At 37.9% G+C, this 18,577-nt stretch carries 17 protein-coding genes; all 17 read left to right on the top strand.

Annotated elements, in window-relative coordinates; translation table 11 throughout:
* Positions 1–112: 112 nt before the first annotated feature.
* The 17 genes from rfaH to PASHI_RS13610 all read left to right on the top strand — a co-directional run bounded on the left by rfaH (position 113) and on the right by PASHI_RS13610 (position 18,498).
* Positions 113–598: a transcription/translation regulatory transformer protein RfaH gene (gene rfaH / locus PASHI_RS13690; protein WP_058583906.1), complete on the top strand. Its 486-nt coding sequence runs from the start codon at positions 113–115 to the stop codon at positions 596–598.
* Between the two features lie 998 nt (positions 599–1,596).
* Positions 1,597–2,715, top strand: a complete 1,119-nt coding sequence (locus PASHI_RS13685; RefSeq protein ID WP_062566048.1) for a polysaccharide export protein — start codon at positions 1,597–1,599, stop codon at positions 2,713–2,715.
* Between the two features lie 12 nt (positions 2,716–2,727).
* Positions 2,728–3,162: a low molecular weight protein-tyrosine-phosphatase gene (locus PASHI_RS13680; protein WP_062566047.1), complete on the top strand. Its 435-nt coding sequence runs from the start codon at positions 2,728–2,730 to the stop codon at positions 3,160–3,162.
* A gap of 14 nt (positions 3,163–3,176) precedes the next feature.
* Positions 3,177–5,417, top strand: a complete 2,241-nt coding sequence (locus PASHI_RS13675; RefSeq protein ID WP_062566046.1) for a polysaccharide biosynthesis tyrosine autokinase — start codon at positions 3,177–3,179, stop codon at positions 5,415–5,417.
* A 305-nt stretch (positions 5,418–5,722) separates the two neighbouring features.
* Positions 5,723–6,637 (top strand): sulfate adenylyltransferase subunit CysD, encoded by a 915-nt coding sequence (gene cysD, locus PASHI_RS13670; protein ID WP_058583902.1) that lies wholly within the window; start codon positions 5,723–5,725, stop codon positions 6,635–6,637.
* A 74-nt stretch (positions 6,638–6,711) separates the two neighbouring features.
* Entirely contained in the window at positions 6,712–7,056 is a 345-nt protein-coding gene (locus PASHI_RS13665; protein WP_062566045.1) for a four helix bundle protein, read from the top strand.
* 47 nt (positions 7,057–7,103) lie between these two features.
* The gene (gene cysN, locus PASHI_RS13660; protein WP_062566044.1) at positions 7,104–8,534 is read left to right on the top strand and encodes a sulfate adenylyltransferase subunit CysN; all 1,431 of its coding nucleotides are present in this window, start codon (positions 7,104–7,106) and stop codon (positions 8,532–8,534) included.
* Positions 8,531–9,445, top strand: a complete 915-nt coding sequence (locus PASHI_RS13655) for a sulfotransferase family protein (RefSeq protein WP_062566043.1) — start codon at positions 8,531–8,533, stop codon at positions 9,443–9,445. Before cysN ends, PASHI_RS13655 begins: the two co-directional genes overlap by 4 nt.
* A 2-nt stretch (positions 9,446–9,447) precedes the next feature.
* Positions 9,448–10,140, top strand: a complete 693-nt coding sequence (locus PASHI_RS13650) for a hypothetical protein (RefSeq protein ID WP_062566042.1) — start codon at positions 9,448–9,450, stop codon at positions 10,138–10,140.
* Complete coding sequence (locus PASHI_RS13645) at positions 10,124–11,383, top strand: hypothetical protein (protein ID WP_062566041.1); 1,260 nt, start codon at positions 10,124–10,126, stop codon at positions 11,381–11,383. The genes PASHI_RS13650 and PASHI_RS13645 overlap by 17 nt, the downstream gene beginning before the upstream one ends.
* Complete coding sequence (locus tag PASHI_RS13640) at positions 11,376–12,110, top strand: glycosyltransferase family 2 protein (RefSeq protein WP_062566040.1); 735 nt, start codon at positions 11,376–11,378, stop codon at positions 12,108–12,110. Before PASHI_RS13645 ends, PASHI_RS13640 begins: the two co-directional genes overlap by 8 nt.
* Positions 12,111–13,217: a glycosyltransferase family 4 protein gene (locus PASHI_RS13635; protein ID WP_062566039.1), complete on the top strand. Its 1,107-nt coding sequence runs from the start codon at positions 12,111–12,113 to the stop codon at positions 13,215–13,217.
* Complete coding sequence (locus tag PASHI_RS13630) at positions 13,214–14,464, top strand: WcaI family glycosyltransferase (protein WP_062566038.1); 1,251 nt, start codon at positions 13,214–13,216, stop codon at positions 14,462–14,464. The genes PASHI_RS13635 and PASHI_RS13630 overlap by 4 nt, the downstream gene beginning before the upstream one ends.
* The gene (gmd, locus tag PASHI_RS13625) at positions 14,457–15,575 is read left to right on the top strand and encodes a GDP-mannose 4,6-dehydratase (RefSeq protein ID WP_062566037.1); all 1,119 of its coding nucleotides are present in this window, start codon (positions 14,457–14,459) and stop codon (positions 15,573–15,575) included. Before PASHI_RS13630 ends, gmd begins: the two co-directional genes overlap by 8 nt.
* A 66-nt stretch (positions 15,576–15,641) precedes the next feature.
* Positions 15,642–16,607 carry a GDP-L-fucose synthase gene (fcl, locus tag PASHI_RS13620; RefSeq protein WP_062566036.1) on the top strand — a complete coding sequence of 322 codons (966 nt, stop codon included), beginning with the start codon at positions 15,642–15,644 and terminating at the stop codon, positions 16,605–16,607.
* A 1-nt stretch (position 16,608) separates the two neighbouring features.
* Positions 16,609–17,076 carry a GDP-mannose mannosyl hydrolase gene (locus tag PASHI_RS13615; RefSeq protein ID WP_062566035.1) on the top strand — a complete coding sequence of 156 codons (468 nt, stop codon included), beginning with the start codon at positions 16,609–16,611 and terminating at the stop codon, positions 17,074–17,076.
* 15 nt (positions 17,077–17,091) lie between these two features.
* Positions 17,092–18,498, top strand: a complete 1,407-nt coding sequence (locus PASHI_RS13610) for a mannose-1-phosphate guanylyltransferase/mannose-6-phosphate isomerase (RefSeq protein WP_062566034.1) — start codon at positions 17,092–17,094, stop codon at positions 18,496–18,498.
* The last annotated feature ends 79 nt before the right edge of the window (positions 18,499–18,577 follow it).

The raw sequence follows: 18,577 nt of genomic DNA, 5'->3' as shown, positions 1-18,577 counted from the left end.
TAATAACAATTTTGTAATAGACACGCCTAAATTCTCTGCGTATAATCGCTGGCTCATAAAAACCAATCCTTTTGGATTGGTTTTAAGGAAAATGAGTATTTTAGGTGTGACTATGGAAAGTTGGTACTTACTTTTTTGTAAATCAAAACAAGAGCTAAGAGCTCAAACTAACCTTCAAAACCAAGGTTTTGAAGTATTCTTTCCCGAACATAAAATCGAGCGGATCGTAAAGGGTCGTCGCTCAATTCGTACATCTCCTCTTTTCCCTAGTTATTTATTTATAAAGCTAGACTCGCAAAACTGTAACTTTTCTGCGGTAAAAAATACCCGTGGAGTAAGTGGTTTTGTTGCTTATGGTCATAAATTTCAAATCGTACCTGAGCAGTTAATTGCTCAACTCAAATCTATGAGTGATATGAGTGAGGTAACATCTTCGCTACCAAAAGCCGGTGATGTTGTTTACCTAAACACAGAGTCATTTAAAAATGTTCAAGCTATTTACCAAGAGTCAGATGGTGACATGCGTAGCATTTTGTTAGTTAATTTATTGAACAAACAAGTCACCGTAAGTGTAGATAATAAAGAAATCAGTTTATAAGTCGCGATTCAAAACGACATTGACGTAGAAGCGGCCTTAGCCGTGAACATGATTTCAATGTTCTGTGTTAAAACGCCTACCACGGAACTGAAAATTTATAAGTCGTAATTCAAAACGGCAATAACGTAGGAACGGCTTTAGCCGTGAACAGGTTTAAATGTTCGGCGTTCAAACACCCCCCCTACGGTGTAGGCATTAAGCTTTAACACGTGAAAAACAAAAAATAATAATAAAATCAGTACGTAGGAACTGCAACCTAGGGGCGGAAGCGTGCCCGAAGGGCTAGACAAGCAAAGAGTTTTGCTTTCAAGATGGAGCGAGAGGAGCTCTGCGACGAACTGGAACGGAAGCGTGCCCGAAGGGCTAGAAAAGGCGTAGGCGTCACGCTTGCTTGGCGCGTCTCAACCGCGGCTCTGTTGTTAATAATTCGCTCGAAATAAATTTCACGCCTACAAAAAGGCGAATTCTGAAGGGTAAGGCGTAGGCGTCACGCTTGCTTGGCGCGTCTCAAACACGGCACTGTTATTAATAATTCGCGCGAAATAAATTTCACGCCTACAAATGGTGAATGCGAAGGGTAAGGTGTAGCCAACCCCGTACGAACGGCTTTAGCCGTGAACATGTTTAAAATGTTCGGCGTTAAAACGCCTCCTACGAAGTTGGCTTCTGTATTCATAACGCGATAACGCTTGCAAACACACACAAGCAACGATTTACAATCTTGAAGAACCTAGAACCTAGAACCTAGAACCTAGAACCTAGAACCTAGAACCTAGAACCTAGAACCTAGAACCTAGAACCTAGAACCTAGAACCTAGAACCTAGAACCTAGAAGTATTCATTAACTATTTTGCAAAAACCTGTCACAAGTGAGCGTTTACTAAACACTCAGTCTTGCGAACCTTGTAATGCCATGCTTTAATTAGGCAGCGTAAAAATAAACAGTTGTGGTTTTATTTTAACTGGACGTTTTAAGAATAATTATTTGGGAAATAACAATGGCGCTTAGCTGTAAAACAATTGTAACGTCATTTGCGTTACTAGCAATGACTGGCTGTACAATCATCCCCGGTAGCCATTTTGAAGGAATCGAATCGGGCGAACAAATAGATAATCTTGAGAAGGAGCTCGATAAAGTTAATATCCAAATCATCGACTCTTCTCTCATTAATCAACAAAAGCAAAGTAAAACGAAACCAGCGTTACCATCAAGCCTTGATGGCATCGATACCTCTGATTATCAATACAAATTAGGTGTTGGCGATGTAATCACAATTGGCGTATGGGATCATCCTGAATTAACAATTCCTGCTGCAGTACAACGTACTGCTGAGTTCGACGGCTTCCGTGTTCAAGCCGACGGCACTATTACTTTTGCCTACGCTCCAGATATTCAAGCGGCTGGTAAAACAGTACAGCAAGTTCATAAAGAGCTTGTTAAGCGCTTAAGCCGCGTAATCGAAGACCCTCAAGTAGATATTAAAATTGTTGGCTTTAGAAGCCAAAAAGCCTATGTAACAGGTGAAGTAAATAACCCCGGTGTTCTTCCTGTAACCGAAGTACCGCTTACTCTAATTGATGCACTAAACCAAGCAGGCGGGTTAACAGATTCTGCTGATTGGCGCACAGTTACATTTACCCGTGGCGATAAAACCGAAGTGATCCAGCTAGATGACTTTTATGCTCATGGCGATATCTCGCAAAACCGTTTATTAAAACATGGCGATATTGTGCATGTTAATCGTAACGATATGCAAAAAGTGTTTGTATTAGGCGATGTAAAACGCGCTGGTACAGTGGGCGTTAATCGTTATGGTTTAAATTTAGCGCAAGCTTTAAGTGATGCAGGCGGCTTAAACGAAAATACAGCAGATGCAAATGGCGTATTTGTATTACGTAAACGCAACTTAGAAACCGATGGCATCATTGCTGATGTATACCAACTACATGCAAAAAATGTTGCAGCATTAGTGCTTGCAGAGCAATTTGAATTACAGCCGCACGATATTGTGTATGTAACTTCAGCACCGCTAGCGCGTTGGAACCGTGTAATCAGCTTATTACTACCTTCGGTAAGTACAGTTGACTCAATTAATGACGTTACAACTTCGAACTAAAGGTTAAATGTTATGTTTGATTCTGTACTGGTTGTGTGTGCTGGTAATATTTGCCGTAGCCCAACCGCCGAATATGTATTAAAAAGTAAACTTCAAGGTAAAAATGTTAGTGTGTCTTCAGCGGGCTTAACGGCCCTTGAAGGCAAACAAGCAGACGCTCAAGCACAGCAAATTGCAACGCAACATGGTATTGATATGAGCGAGCATCAGGGCAGGCAAATCACCTCAGCCCTTGTTGCACAGCACAGTGTTATTTTAGTGATGGAGCAGCGTCATATAAACGACTTGTGCTCTCGCTACCCGCAAGCTCGTGGTAAAACATTTTTGCTAGGTAAATGGGTTGGTGATAAAGAAATACCCGACCCATACCGTCAAAGCCAAGAGGCTTTTGAGCACGTTTACGCATTAATCGATAGCGCTTGTAGCGCTTGGCAAAAGTATTTATAAGGAAAGGGTAGTAGATGAATGCTCAGCCCACTGCATTAGCAGCAAGTAAAAATCAAAATAGAAGTCAAGAATCGCAATCGCAAGAAATAGATCTACTCGCATTACTAGGTACTTTAATCGATCGTAAATGGTTCATCATATTAGTAACAGCTGTATTTGCCATTATTGGTGTAGCTGTTGCGGTGTTAAGTACACCGATATATAAAGCAACAGCGCTGGTACAAGTTGAAGAAAGCAGCCCGTCTGTACCTGGCCTTGATGATATGGCGGGTATGTTCGAAAGTAGTAGTGCCGCTGTAACCGAAATCGAGCTGTTAAAGTCACGCTCTGTGATTGGCGAAGCGGTCGATACCCTAAAACTTGATATAGTTGCAGAACCTAAATTATTCCCAGTTATTGGTGGTAAGTTATACCGCAGTTTTGCTGCAGAATCTAAAGGCGATATAGCTGAGCCATTTTTAGGCTTGGGCAGTTTTGCATGGGGTGGCGAAAGTATAAATGTATTTAGATTTAACGTACCTAAAGCGTTTGAAGGCGAAGAGTTTGAGTTAGTAGTTGGCGAGGGTAAAACATTTGAGCTTTTTAACCCTGATGGTGAGTTGGTATTAAAAGGTGCGGTTGGTAAAGATGAAAGCGTTGGCTTTTATGAGTTAACTTTACGCGATTTAAATGCGCGCCCTGGTACAGAGTTTGTTCTTATTAAAAAGAATCGCTACAGAACTATTATTGAGTTACAGCAAGAGATTAGTGCCGGCGAAAAAGGTAAAGATTCTGGCATAATTGCTATGTCTTATGAGCATAAAGGCCCTATCCACGCTGAAAAGGTACTTGATAAAGTATCGCAAATTTATGTACGCCGTAATGTAGAGCGTAATAGTGCCGAAGCGCAAAAGTCACTTGAATTTTTAGAAGTACAATTACCCGAAGTTAAAAAGCAACTTGAATATGCTGAAGAGCGTTTTAACGATTACCAAATTAAACGTCAATCAATCAACATTAGCCTAGAAACTCAAGGTGTGCTTGAGCAAGTGGTTGAGCTTGAAACTAAATTACAAGAGCTAGAGCTAAAACGCTTAGAGTTAAGCCGTAAGTTTAAAGAAAGTCATCCAACTTACCAAGGTGTGCTTGAGCAAATTGAAGCAGTAGAAAAACAAAAGCAAAAATTAGTTGGCGAAGTTGGTAACTTGCCAGAAACACAGCAAGAGCTATTGCGTTTAAAACGCGATGTAGAGGTAAGCAACCAAATTTACACCTTGTTACTTGGTAAAACGCAAGAGCTTGATATTGTACGTGCTGGTACTGTTGGTAATGTGCGCGTGGTCGATGCTGCAGCGGTAGACACTACAGAGCCTGTTAAGCCGAAAAAAGCACTCATAGCTGTTGTAGCAACTTTAGTTGGTGGTTTTTTAGCAGTTACCATTGTGCTAATTCAAAAAGCAATGCACCGCGGTGTTGAAGACCCAACCGAGATCGAAAGCATTGGCTTACCTGTTTATGCATCAGTACCGTACTCAGACTTTCAAGATAAACTAACTGGTTTTAACCGTGCCCGTAAAGTTAAAGATAAGCCTAAGTCTATTCTTGCGGTAGATAACCCAGCAGATTTATCGATTGAGGCCCTACGTAGCCTGCGTACAAGCTTACACTTTGCAATGATGGAGGCTAAAAACAATATTATTGCAATATCAGGCCCAAGCCCAGGTGTGGGTAAATCGTTTATCTCAGTAAACTTGGCAACAGTTCTGGCACAAAGCGGTAAAAAAGTACTAATTATCGATGCCGATATGCGTAAAGGTTACTTACAAACTCAGTTCGGTATGAAGTGGGACGATGGTTTAAGCGATTTATTATCGGGCCGTTTAAATCTTGATCAAGTGACTAAAAAGTCACAAGTTGAAGGGCTAGATGTAATCACCCGTGGTCAAATACCACCAAACCCATCTGAACTATTAATGCATAGTAACTTTAGCAAAATGGTTGATGAGGTAAGTGGCAAGTACGACATTATTATAGTTGATACACCACCTATTTTAGCGGTTACAGACCCTGCAATTGTGAGTGCCCATGCAGGTAGTACATTGTTAGTAACGCGCTTTGGGCAAAACCATTTACGTGAAATTGAACTTACTCGTAACCGCTTTGAACAAAACGGCATAGACGTAAAAGGTGTTGTATTTAATGGTGTAGTACGTAAAGCAAGCAATGCATACGGCTATTACGGCTATTACAACTACGAATATAAATCTGATAAGTAATTAAAGACGTTCTAGGTTCTGCTTGACTTAATTGTCACCACGAAAAGCGTGTTGCAGAACCTAGAATTGAATAAAAAATTTTAAATAATCTCGGTGATCGAAGTTAACTTCTGAAATCAAAGCACCGATATCCGAAAGCAGACATCTGATATCTAAAACTGATATCTGAAACCTGATATCTAACCTCTGATATCTAACCTCTGATATCTTTCACTTGATATCTCTCGTCTAACCTCTGATATCTAACTTCTGACTTCTTTTTAGCTTCTTTCTTTCGAAACCTAGCATACTTTCATGGAGTAAAAATGGAAATCTCCCAAGCCCGCATGACTCACCTAAAGCAACTAGAAGCTGAATCTATTCATATTATTCGTGAAGTTGCTGCCGAATTTGATAACCCAGTAATGCTTTACTCTGTCGGTAAAGACTCTGCAGTAATGCTGCATTTAACAATGAAAGCGTTTTACCCTGCTAAACCACCGTTCCCTTTAATGCATGTTGATACAACATGGAAATTTAAAGAAATGATCGAGTTTCGCGACAAAATGGCAGAAAAGCTAGGTTTTGATTTATTGGTACATATTAACCAAGAAGGTGTAGATGCAGGCGTTGGCCCATTTACCCATGGTAGTGCAAAGCATACCGACATCATGAAAACTCAGGGCTTAAAACAAGCACTAGACAAATACCAGTTTGATGCGGCATTTGGTGGTGCACGCCGCGACGAAGAAAAATCACGTGCTAAAGAGCGTGTTTATTCATTCCGCGATAAAAACCACCGTTGGGACCCTAAAAACCAGCGCCCAGAGTTATGGAATACCTTTAATGGTAAGGTAAACAAAGGCGAAAGTATTCGTGTATTCCCACTAAGTAACTGGACCGAGCTTGATATCTGGCAATACATCTACCTAGAAAATATCGACATTGTACCACTTTACCTAGCGGCAGAGCGCCCGGTAGTAGAGCGTGACGGTACATTAATTATGGTTGATGACGAACGTATGCCACTTGAAGAAGGCGAAGTACCAATGAAGAAAATGGTACGCTTTAGAACCCTTGGCTGTTACCCATTAACCGGTGCAGTTGAATCTAACGCCACAACGCTACCAGAAATCATTCAAGAAATGTTACTAACAAAAACATCAGAGCGCCAAGGCCGCGTAATCGACCACGATTCATCAGGCTCAATGGAGAAAAAGAAAATGGAAGGTTACTTTTAAAAAGCCGTAAGCTCTAAGCTGTAAGTCTTAAGTGGATTAAAGACTTTACTAAATAGATACAACAAGGAATTGTTATGAATTTTGAAAATTTAGAAGTTTGGAAGCGTTCGGCAAGGTTGTCTTCGAATATTTATAAAGGAACAACTGAATTGCGGGATTACGGCTTTCGAGATCAGCTGACTAGAGCTGGCTTATCAGTACCTAGTAACATCGCGGAAGGGATGAGTAGAGATAGTAATAAAGAAAAACGTCGATTTTTAGATATTGCTCGCTCATCGCTTTCAGAAGCTCGGACTCAAATTTATATCGGAATAGAGATAGGATATTTATCTAACGATATAGGGTCTATATGGGTTGCAGAAACAAAAGAGTTACAGGCAATGCTTTGTGGCCTGAAAAACTCTATAGAAAGTATTTAAACTTCAAGCTTATGGCTTATAGCTTATAGCTTAAGTAAGGATGGAAAATGACTGAACAAATTACCCCAAATCTTCTTGAAACAGATATCGAAGGTTACTTAAAACAACACGAAAACAAAGATCTACTACGCTTTTTAACTTGTGGTAATGTTGATGACGGTAAATCAACATTAATTGGCCGCTTATTGCATGATTCAAAATTAATTTTTGAAGATCACATGGCGGCTATCAAAAGCGATTCAAAAAAATTCAATACCACAGACGAAGAGTTCGATTTAGCGCTACTGGTAGATGGTCTTCAGTCAGAGCGTGAACAAGGTATTACTATTGATGTAGCTTACCGTTATTTTGCAACTGAAAAGCGTAAGTTTATTATTGCTGACTGCCCAGGGCACGAACAATACACGCGTAACATGGCAACTGGTGCATCTAACTGTGACCTAGCCATTGTAATGATTGATGCCCGTAAAGGCGTACAAACACAAACTAAGCGTCATAGCTATATTGCATCACTACTTGGCCTTAAACACGTAATTGTAGCCATTAATAAAATGGACTTAGTTGATTATAGTCAAGACGTTTACCGCCAGATTAAAGCCGATTACAAAGCCTTTGCAGAACAATTAGATATTCCTGATGTGCGTTTTGTACCAATCTCGGCGCTTAAAGGCGATAACGTTGTAGATAAAGGCGAAAACCTAGATTGGTACCCAGGTGCAACATTAATGCAGTTGCTTGATACAGTAACCATTAGTGACGATAAAAACCTAGATACTTTCCGCCTACCTGTACAATATGTTAACCGCCCTAACTTAGACTTTCGTGGTTTTTGTGGCACCATTGCCAGCGGCATTATTAATGTTGGCGACCAAATTACAGCATTCCCATCGGGCAAAACATCATCAGTAGAGCGTATTGTTACTGCTGATGGCGATTTACAAACGGCTTTTGCGGGCCAAGCAATCACACTTACTTTAAAAGACGAAATTGATATTTCGCGCGGTGATGTGATTGTTAAGTCAAGCACTGACCAAAAGCAACTACCAACAACGAGCTCAAACTTTGCTGCAACGATTGTCTGGATGGCCGATGCTGCTATGCAGCCAGGTAAAGAGTACGAGCTAAAAATTGGTACTAAAAATACGTTTGGTAAAATCAGCAATATTAACCACCGTATTGATGTAAATACCCTAGAGCAAATTAATGCTAGCGAATTACAATTAAACGAAATTGCTAATTGTACTATCGAGACATCTGCCCCTGTAGTAATTGACCAATACAAACAAGTGGTAGGTACCGGCTCGTTCATCATTATTGACCGCTTAACCAATGTAACGGTGGGGGCGGGTATGATCTCAGATACAATTGCTGAACACCAAACCTCAACTTTCGAACCTCGTATTTATACAGAAGCAGAAGTCGCATTAAATAAATACATTCGTGAGCATTACCCTGAATGGAGTGCATTAGAAATATGAAAGAATTAGTTTTTATTCTTTCTCTGCCTCGCTCGGGCTCAACATTACTGCAGCGTATACTCAAATGCTCTAGTGAAGTTGAGTGCCCAGCTGAGCCGTGGGTATTAATTCCAGCTTTGAATGTGATTGAGAAAAAGTATGAGGAATGTAGTGAATACAATTCAATATCTAGTAGGCGTGCGTATAACGACTTCATAAATTATTGTGGTAAGGAAAATTATATAAACGCGCTTAATATTTTTTATACTAAGGTGGTTCAAGAAGAAGCGTACGATAAGGTTTATATAGATAAAACACCTCGATATCATGTATTTGCTGATCTGCTTATGGAAGTTTTTCCTGATGCAAAGTTTATTATATTAGATAGAAATCCATTGGCAGTAATAGCTTCAATATGTAACTCATGGAAATCTGGAGTCTTTGATCTTTCTGGGTACGAGAAGGACTTACATGAAGGGTATATTTCACTTCAAAGGTTTAAGACTAAGCATTTAGGCAATCGAAACGTAATGAGTATCGCATATGAAGATATTGTTGAGGATGATTTTGATTGGGAAAGCGTTTTTAATTTTTTAAATATTAAATTTGATAAGGCTTACCTTTCAAAACTTAGTTATTCAAGTTTTGAAGGTAAAATGGGTGATCAGGTTGGTATTAAAAAATATGATAGGATCTCTAATGGCTCACGAGATAGCTATGTAGCCTTCTTTTCAAATATTATCAGGCAAAATTATCTTAAAAAATACAAGAAATTCTTACTTCAGAACGGAGTTGATATTAATTTTGAACCTAAAAGAAGGTTTTTCAATGGTTTGATTTTAAAAGATCTTTTCGCTGCAATTAAAGTTTTTTTGGTAAAAAAAATTGGACTGAATCTATTGTTTAGATTCAAAAACAAGGAGCTAAGATAACTATGAGTTTTTTTCGTATATGTGGATTTAGGGTAAGGCGTTTTTTAGCACTAAAGCCTTTTTTATTTAATATCTTTTACTCATTATCAAAGCACTATAGGAATGAGCTATTAGTGAATGCTAAGACAGACATTGTCATTGAAGGTTACCCAAGAAGTGCGAATACTCACGCAGTAGTTGTAACTGAAAATACTTTTGATAACATAAATATTGCTCACCATATGCACAGTGAAGCACAAGTCTTGAACGCTTTTAAGTTGAATGTGCCTATCCTAGTAATTATTCGAGAACCACTTGATAGTGTCTTGTCATTGGCTATAAGGGAGAGGTTCTTAAGTTTAAGTGACTGCCTTAATTATTATGTTGATTTCTATGGCTTTCTTAATAGAAATTCAAAAAAGATACATATTCTTGAGTTTAAAGATGTCATTTCTAATAGTGATTTGGTAACAGATAAAGTCGCAAATATTTTAAATTTAGACAAGGAAAATTCTTTTTGTTCTGAAAGTTCTGAATACAGAGATATTATTAATGACCTAAATGTTAAAGATAAAGGCGATGATTTAAAAGTTTCTTTGCCGACTCAAGAAAAGGAAGACAAGAAGCGCGAATTATTAAAAAGACTAGAGCTAGAACCAACTCTGATGCAGCTCTTAGAAAAAGCTAATGGCTTGTATAATGCACTTAGAGTATAAGAAGCATTCATTTTATGCTGGGGCTGGGGTGCTCTTCTTTTTTTTGTTTTATTATCCCTTTGTCTTTCGATATTTTTCTGATTCATTTTATAAAGGGTTAATGCTTTCAATATCTATATTGATAAGCATTTTTGCTTTGGATGCATTTAGTCGTAGGAGAATACATAACTCAAGTGTATTTAGTTTACTAGCTGTGTCCTTGTCTGTAAGTAAGATTATTTTTCTCTTACTTTCATCTTTACTGATACATCAAGAGTTTGACTTTGTTCCTGAAGTTATTAGGGTGATTATAGTAGTCTATCTAATTCTTTTCTTCGAACCTTACTCTTGGATAAAATATGAAAAGGTGATTAGGAGCATAATTGTTGTATTAACATCTTTAGCTTTAGTTGGCTTTTTTTTAACATTGTTTGTAGGGGATGTCCGTCTAACAGAGATTCAAATTTCTACTAGTGGCGACCTAGATGAAGGTGTGAGGGGGGTTTCACTCTTTGGGCTACAATGGATGAGATTACCTTACTTGGGGGAGTATGTATATAGGATTCAATCTTTTACATCAGAAGCAGGTAATTTCGCGATGGCACTTGGACCGGTTGTTATTTATTATCTAACAAGAAGTAAACTATCAGCTAGAGATTATTTTATTTTGCTAATAATTTTGACTGCTCTTTTATTAACCTTATCTTTATCGGCATTTGCATCGTTAATTATCGTCTACTTGGTTATTCTGAAAAGAACAAATAAAAACCTTGTAAGACCCATTTTTATTTTTTTTACGATTTCTCTCCTCCTCTATTTTGCTTTAGATAATTATTTTATCACAGAATATTTGAAAACAAAGTTTGTAAGCTCCGATGTTGGGAGTTCATCACTAGCTCAAAGGCAAGAACAAATTGAAAGTATCAAATTAGTTGCGAAAAACTGTTTGTATGTAGGTTGTGGTGTTAACACAGCATCTAGTTTTAATCTTACTATAGCGATAGGGTGGTTAGTAACACTAATAAACTATGGTCTAGTTTATATGTTTTTATTTGTAATTTTTCTATTATATATTTTAAAAGGCTCTCTCAAAGAATCAAAGCAAAGCGAAACAATATTACTTTCAGCGATGTGTTTAGTATTTTTTATTGCTCAGGGTTTTTTTCGAGGAGAACCAATTTCATCTCCTTGGTACTGGTTTTATCTTTTGCCATTACTTGAATTAAAGAAGTTTATAAAATTTGAAAGAGGTTGTAATGGTTAAGTTGAGTATCGTAACTATCAGTTATAACTGTATTAATGATTTAAAGAGCACAATGGACTCTGTTAAATCTCAGTCTTATAGTGATTATGAGTATATAGTTATTGATGGTGGCTCAAGTGATGGTACCAATGAGCTTTTAATAAAAAGCTCTATTGTTGATAAGTATATTTCTGAGCCTGATGGTGGTATTTATGATGCAATGAATAAAGGGGTTGAATTGGCAGAAGGGGAATATATTTTGTTCCTTAATGCAGGAGATACCTTTTGTTCTAAGTGTATACTAAATGAAGCTGTAAGGTTTTTATCAGGTGATGAAGATATCATTTATGGTAATGCTTTGAGAGATACTCCAGAAGGGTTTGTTAAATTTAAGAATTCTAAGTTGAGTGATATTACTTTCGGAATGGTATTCTGCCATCAAGCTGTATTTACAAAGGCTGAGTTATTTAAAAATAAAGCCTATTCTCTAGATTATAAAATAGCCGGGGATTATGAGTTTTATTTAAGGGGGTACTTGTTAGGTGCTACATTCAAGTATGTAGATTTGGATATCGCTGTTATTGATAATGAGGGTGTTTCAAATACTAGGAAGTTCCGAAGTACTATTGAAAGGTACAGGATTGTCAAAAAGGCTAAAGTTCTGACATGGAGACTTTACTTTAAGTTTTCTTATTATTTGTTTAGAGCATTACTGTCTGACTTTCTTAGAAAAGTTAAGGTACTTTAAATGACTGAGATGGTTTTCATAGGTACCTTAAGTGGGCAGCTTTGTGGTGAGCTAAACTGCAATAAAGTTATCAAAGAGCGTATTAAAACGACCTATCAGAGTTGTGCGTTTATTGATAGTAACTTAGCTAGTGGTCCCGATAAAACTGGCGGTTTTGGTTTTAAGAAGCTTTTTCAAATGCTTGGTTTGTATTTTCAATTGCTATGTTCGTTGGAGCGCAATGCTACTGTCTATATGACACCAGGCCTCAGTAGGCTAGGTTTAATTAGATTTCTGATTGCTTTAGTCATGTGCAAACTTTTCAAAGCTAAAGTTGTTGCTCACTATCATGGTTCACGTGTAATTAATGAATATGATACTTACAAGCCTTATTTTAAAGCTTTGGTAGATTATTTTTTCAGGAATGTTGATGCTCATATTTTTTTGTCCAATACCTTGCAGCGTCAGTATTCATCAAAATTTAAAATAAAAAATTCTTTTGTTGTAGGTAATTTCTTCTCAAATGAACTGCATGAATACCTGCTTAGGAATTATAGAGAAACTCCAACGCTAAGAAATCGAAAAATTCGATTGCTTTATTTAAGTAATCTGATAGAGGCTAAAGGTTATAAAACAGCAATTGAAATTACAAAAAAACTTAAAATATTAGGTTCTGATGTTGAGTTAAAAATTGCAGGGAATGGATCTGATGAAGTTATTTTAAAATTACAAGATCTGATAGAGGGTGAGCCTATAGAGTATCTAGGAGTGGTAAGTGGTGTCGACAAGTACGAGCTTTATAACGAGTCAGATATTCTACTTTTTCCAACCCTTTATAAACAGGAAGGGTTACCTTTAGTTTTACTCGAAGCAATGATTAGTCGGTTACTTGTAGTTACAAATAATATAGGTGGTATACAAGACTTAATAGTTAATAAAAAGACAGGTTTGTTTTTAGAAAAAAATATGCAATTGGAATCAGGGGTTACCTTAATACAGAAAGTTCTAAAAGAGCCTGATTTATATTCAAGTATTATTGAAGCTGCTTATGATGTCAGTGAGTCCTATACCGAAGATGCTTTCGGCAACAATGTTTTGAAAGTTTTAAATAGGATGTCCGAAAAATGAACTTATTTTTATATAGTTTAAATTATGCTCCAGAAAAGACTGGTATAGGAAAGTATAATGGGGAAATGTGTGAAGCCATAAGTGATATTTATGGTTATAGTGTTACAGCCTTAGTTGCTCCTCCATATTATCCTAATTGGGAAGTTGAGCACAGCTACAGTAGTTTTTTATACAAATCTGAAAACATAAATGAGGTTAAAGTAATTAGAAGTCCTTTGTATGTCCCTTCAAAGGTTACTACATTCAAGCGACTTTTACACCTAAGTACATTTTCAGTTTCATCTAGCATTGCTTTACTAATTAAGTTTATCAAAAATAAGCCAGATGTAATTTTTTTAGTACAGCCGACTTTGTTTTGTGCGCCAGCGACATTGCTATTTTCAAAACTGTTTGGTGTGAAAACTATATTGCATATTCAAGATTTTGAAGTAGATGCTATGTTTGGTCTTGGTATGGTTAGTGAGGGAAAGATTACAAAAATCGTAAGGCGAACTGAATCTTGGCTAATGAAAAAGTTTGATGTAGTCTCTAGTATTTCTTACAGTATGCTTGAAAACGCTGAGCGAAAAGGAGTCGATAAGTCTAAGTTACTTTTTTTCCCTAATTGGGCTGATACCAGTTTTGTAACACCTGATACAGATGGTTCTGCTTTACGGAAAGAGTGGGGGTTTGCAGAAACAGACAAAGTTGTACTTTATGCAGGTAACATTGGCCAAAAACAAGGCCTTGAAATTGTGATAGAGGCAGCTAAAAGCTTTGAAGGTGATAAAAATGTAAAGTTTGTTTTTGTTGGTGCTGGTGCTTATGTTGATATTCTAAAAAGGCTCGCTAAAGCTAGCAATTTAGATAATGTATATTTTAAACCTCTTCAAGACTGGGAGGATGTTCCTGCGATGTTGTCTATGGCTGATGTTCATTTGGTTGTACAAAAGAAGGGAGCTGCAGATGCAGTATTACCTTCAAAACTAACCAATATATTATCAGCTGGAGGGCATGCACTAGTAACAGCCGAAGAATCTACAGAGCTTGGAAAAATTGAGCAAGCAAACTCTGGGATATATACAAGGGTTGAACCCGAAAATACAAAAGACTTTATTGCGGGTTTAAAAGCTGTATTCGCAACAGATACTAGTAAACCAAATATGATTGCGCGCAATTATGCGCTCAAAAATTTAGATATTAATAATATAATTGAACGCTTTGTAAGCGATATAGATAAGTTAGTAAAAGGAAAAGATAATGACTAAAGTAGCCTTAATAACGGGTGTAACAGGACAAGATGGATCATATTTAGCGGAGTTTTTGTTAGAAAAAGGCTACGAAGTACATGGTATTAAACGTCGTGCATCGAGTTTTAATACAGAACGTGTAGATCATATCTATCAAGATATCCACGAAGATAACCCTAAATTCTTTTTGCACTATGGTGATTTAACAGATACATCAAACCTGACCCGCATTTTAAAAGAGGTTCAGCCAGATGAAGTTTATAACTTAGGTGCGCAAAGCCATGTTGCTGTATCGTTTGAAGCCCCTGAATATACCGCTGATGTTGATGCTATTGGTACATTACGTCTTTTAGAAGCAATTCGTTTTTTAGGTTTAGAAAAGAAAACTAAGTTTTATCAAGCATCGACTTCTGAGCTCTATGGCGAAGTACAAGAGATCCCGCAAAAAGAAACAACACCTTTTCACCCTCGCTCACCTTATGCTGTAGCTAAAATGTATGCTTATTGGATAGCAGTTAACTATCGTGAATCATATGGTATGTATGCATGTAACGGTATTTTATTTAACCATGAATCACCTCGCCGTGGTGAAACATTCGTTACACGTAAGATTACCCGTGGCTTAGCTAATATTTCGCAAGGTTTAGAAAAATGCTTATACCTAGGTAATATGGATGCACTACGTGACTGGGGTCACGCTAAAGACTACGTGCGTATGCAGTGGATGATGCTTCAACAAGATACACCTGAAGATTTTGTTATTGCAACCGGTAAGCAAATTTCTGTACGCGAGTTTGTAACACTTTCTGCTAAAGAGCTTGGTATTACTTTAGAGTTTAGTGGTGAAGGTATTGACGAAATTGCCACTGTCGCTGCTATTGAGGGTGATAATGCTGAGGCTCTAAGTGTAGGTGATGTAATTGTTCGCGTAGACCCTCGTTACTTCCGCCCTGCTGAGGTAGAAACGCTACTTGGCGACCCAACAAAAGCGAAACAAAAGTTAGGTTGGGTACCTGAAATCACTGTAGAAGAAATGTGTGCTGAAATGGTGCAAAATGACTTAGCTAAAGCGAAGCAACATGCAATTTTAAAGTCGCACGGTTATGACATTAGTGTTTCTGTAGAGTAACTACAGGACTTTTAGTTATAAACTTATTAACCCAGCGCAAAGCTGGGTTTTATTATGGAAAGAACAATGCAAGCTAAAACTATTTTTGTCGCTGGTCATAACGGAATGGTCGGTAGTGCTATTGTTAGGCAATTACAAAAGCAACCTGAAGTGACAGTTATCACTCGCTCTCGCTCAGAGTTAAACCTTTTGGACCAAAGTGCAGTTGCTAATTTTTTTGAATCGAATGATATTGATCAAGTGTATTTAGCTGCGGCTAAAGTTGGGGGAATTATTGCTAATAATACTTACCCTGCAGAGTTTATATATGAGAACTTGATGATTCAAAATAATATTATTCATAGTGCTCATTTAGCTGGGGTAAATGACTTGCTTTTTTTAGGTTCTTCATGTATTTACCCTAAATTAGCTGAGCAACCAATGCAAGAAAGTGCCTTGTTAACAGGTACATTAGAGCCAACAAATGAACCTTACGCAATTGCTAAAATTGCCGGCATTAAAATGTGTGAATCATATAACCGTCAATATGGGCGAAATTATCGCTCAGTGATGCCAACAAATTTATATGGTGAAAATGATAACTTTCATCCAGAAAACTCTCATGTAATACCTGCATTACTAAGACGCTTCCACGAGGCTAAATTAGCTGGTGATGACAAGGTTATTGCTTGGGGGTCAGGTAAGCCTATGCGTGAATTTTTACACGTTGATGATATGGCTGCGGCTTCGATACATGTTATGAACCTTAGTAATGATGTTTATAACTCAAATACACAAGAGATGCTTAGCCATATTAATGTGGGTACAGGTGTCGATTGTACTATTCGTGAGTTAGTCGAAACTGTAGCTAAGGTAGTTGGTTTTAAAGGCAAAATTGAGTTTGATACTTCAAAACCAGATGGTGCCCCTCGTAAGCTTATGGATGTCTCTAGATTAAAGTCTTTAGGTTGGCAATATGAAATCAGCCTTGAAGGTGGTTTAGCGCAGACGTATGAGTGGTTTTTAGCCAACCAAGACAACTTTAGAAAATAGTATGTTTTTAGAGCAAAGAACGTTTGAAACCGTCATCGACAGTACCCCTCTGGTATCTATAGACCTTGTTGTACTTAACGAAAATAATGAAGCGTTACTTGGGCAAAGGTTAAACCGCCCCGCAGAAGGTTTTTGGTTTGTTCCAGGTGGTCGTATTTTAAAAAATGAGTCACTGTCTAATGCTTTTGAAAGGCTAACTTTTAATGAGCTGGGTATCGAACTTGAGTTATCAACGGCTGAGCTGCTCGGCCCTTATGACCACTTTTATGATGATTGTGTATTTAACGATAAAATAAAAACACACTATGTCGCAATTGCTTATGTATTAAAACTTACAAAGCAACAGCTTGATGCATTACCATTAAACGAGCAGCATGCAGCATATAAATGGTTTGGTTTTGATGAATTACTCAAATCGCCTGCGGTCCACAAGCATACAAAATGGTATTTTGAAGCATTAACAAAATAAACACAGGGAATTTTTATGATTTTACCAGTAATCATGGCGGGTGGTTCAGGCACACGCTTATGGCCGTTATCACGTGGCAACTATCCAAAACAATTTTTAACGCTTAACGGCGAGCAGACCATGCTTCAAGATACGCTAAGCCGCTTAGCGGGCTTAGCGCACTCACCAGCCATGTTAATTTGTAATGAAGAGCATCGTTTTATTGCTGCAGAGCAAGTGCGCCAATTAGGTGCAGAGCATAGCGGTATTTTTTTAGAGCCAGTAGGGCGTAACACGGCACCAGCTATTGCTTTGGCTGCCTTTAAAGCCATTGAAAATGAGCAAGACCCATTATTACTTGTTCTTGCAGCAGACCATGTAATTGAAGACTTAGCTGCTTTTCAGGCAAGTGTAAATAAAGCTGCAGAGTTAGCAAACCAAGATAAACTAGTTACATTTGGTATTGTAGGTAACAGCCCTGAAACAGGTTATGGGTATATTAAACGAGGTGACGCTGTAGAGCATGGCTATGTTGTTGACAGTTTTGTTGAAAAGCCAAACTTAGACACAGCCAAGCAGTATATTGAAAGCGGTGATTACTACTGGAATAGTGGTATGTTTTTATTTAAAGCAAGCCGCTATTTAGAAGAATTAAAAGTATTTCGCCCTGATATCTACGAAGCTTGCGAAAAAGCTATTGCAGTACAAAACAGCGATATGGACTTTATTCGCGTAGATAAAGCTGCTTTTGAGGCCTGCCCTGATGAGTCAATCGATTATGCCGTAATGGAACACACAAAAGATGCCGTTGTTGTACCAATGGATGCTGGTTGGAGCGATGTGGGTGGCTTTGCTGCTCTTTGGGAAGTGTCTTCACAAGATGAAAATGGTAATGCCTTTAAAGGTGATGTCAAAGCGGTAGATACAAAAAATACACTTGTATTTGGTGAAGATAAACTCGTTGCAACAGTCGGTGTTGAAGACCTAGTAATTGTAAACACGAAAGATGCCGTTCTAGTTGCCCATAAGGATAAATCACAACAAGTTAAAGCGATTGTAAACCAGCTAAAAGCAGAAGAACGTTCTGAAGTTACTTTCCATCGTGAAGTGTATCGCCCATGGGGTAAATATGACTCAGTTGATAATGGTGAGCGCTTCCAAGTAAAACGTATAACCGTAAAACCAGGTGCTAAGTTGTCGGTACAAATGCACCACCACCGCGCAGAGCATTGGATTGTGGTATCGGGTACTGCAAAAGTTCAAATTGATGATACAGAGCAATATGTAACAGAGAATGAGTCTGTTTATATTCCAATTACAGCGGTTCATGCGTTAGAAAACCCAGGCAAAGTTGACTTAGAATTAATCGAAGTGCAATCGGGTTCTTACTTAGGCGAAGACGATATCGTACGTTTTGAAGACCGTTATGGTCGAGTGAAATAAACGCATAGACAGATATTAGAAGTTAGATATTAGGTGTTAGAATAGCAGCTAGTGCAGTTCAATTTGTACTAGTTGTATG

It is taken from the genome of Pseudoalteromonas shioyasakiensis (genome assembly GCF_001550135.1).
Lineage (GTDB): Bacteria > Pseudomonadota > Gammaproteobacteria > Enterobacterales > Alteromonadaceae > Pseudoalteromonas > Pseudoalteromonas shioyasakiensis.
This window is presented reverse-complemented; position numbering and strand designations above follow the sequence as displayed.

Coding starts and splice junctions, on each gene's coding strand:
- PASHI_RS13610 (WP_062566034.1), top strand. CDS start 17,092: ATGATTTTACCAGTAATCATGGCGGGTGGTTCAGGCACACGCTTATGG.
- PASHI_RS13655 (WP_062566043.1), top strand. CDS start 8,531: ATGAAAGAATTAGTTTTTATTCTTTCTCTGCCTCGCTCGGGCTCAACA.
- cysN (WP_062566044.1), top strand. CDS start 7,104: ATGACTGAACAAATTACCCCAAATCTTCTTGAAACAGATATCGAAGGT.
- PASHI_RS13640 (WP_062566040.1), top strand. CDS start 11,376: ATGGTTAAGTTGAGTATCGTAACTATCAGTTATAACTGTATTAATGAT.
- PASHI_RS13665 (WP_062566045.1), top strand. CDS start 6,712: ATGAATTTTGAAAATTTAGAAGTTTGGAAGCGTTCGGCAAGGTTGTCT.
- PASHI_RS13680 (WP_062566047.1), top strand. CDS start 2,728: ATGTTTGATTCTGTACTGGTTGTGTGTGCTGGTAATATTTGCCGTAGC.
- PASHI_RS13635 (WP_062566039.1), top strand. CDS start 12,111: ATGACTGAGATGGTTTTCATAGGTACCTTAAGTGGGCAGCTTTGTGGT.
- PASHI_RS13615 (WP_062566035.1), top strand. CDS start 16,609: ATGTTTTTAGAGCAAAGAACGTTTGAAACCGTCATCGACAGTACCCCT.
- PASHI_RS13645 (WP_062566041.1), top strand. CDS start 10,124: ATGCACTTAGAGTATAAGAAGCATTCATTTTATGCTGGGGCTGGGGTG.
- PASHI_RS13675 (WP_062566046.1), top strand. CDS start 3,177: ATGAATGCTCAGCCCACTGCATTAGCAGCAAGTAAAAATCAAAATAGA.
- PASHI_RS13630 (WP_062566038.1), top strand. CDS start 13,214: ATGAACTTATTTTTATATAGTTTAAATTATGCTCCAGAAAAGACTGGT.
- rfaH (WP_058583906.1), top strand. CDS start 113: ATGGAAAGTTGGTACTTACTTTTTTGTAAATCAAAACAAGAGCTAAGA.
- cysD (WP_058583902.1), top strand. CDS start 5,723: ATGGAAATCTCCCAAGCCCGCATGACTCACCTAAAGCAACTAGAAGCT.
- gmd (WP_062566037.1), top strand. CDS start 14,457: ATGACTAAAGTAGCCTTAATAACGGGTGTAACAGGACAAGATGGATCA.
- fcl (WP_062566036.1), top strand. CDS start 15,642: ATGCAAGCTAAAACTATTTTTGTCGCTGGTCATAACGGAATGGTCGGT.
- PASHI_RS13685 (WP_062566048.1), top strand. CDS start 1,597: ATGGCGCTTAGCTGTAAAACAATTGTAACGTCATTTGCGTTACTAGCA.
- PASHI_RS13650 (WP_062566042.1), top strand. CDS start 9,448: ATGAGTTTTTTTCGTATATGTGGATTTAGGGTAAGGCGTTTTTTAGCA.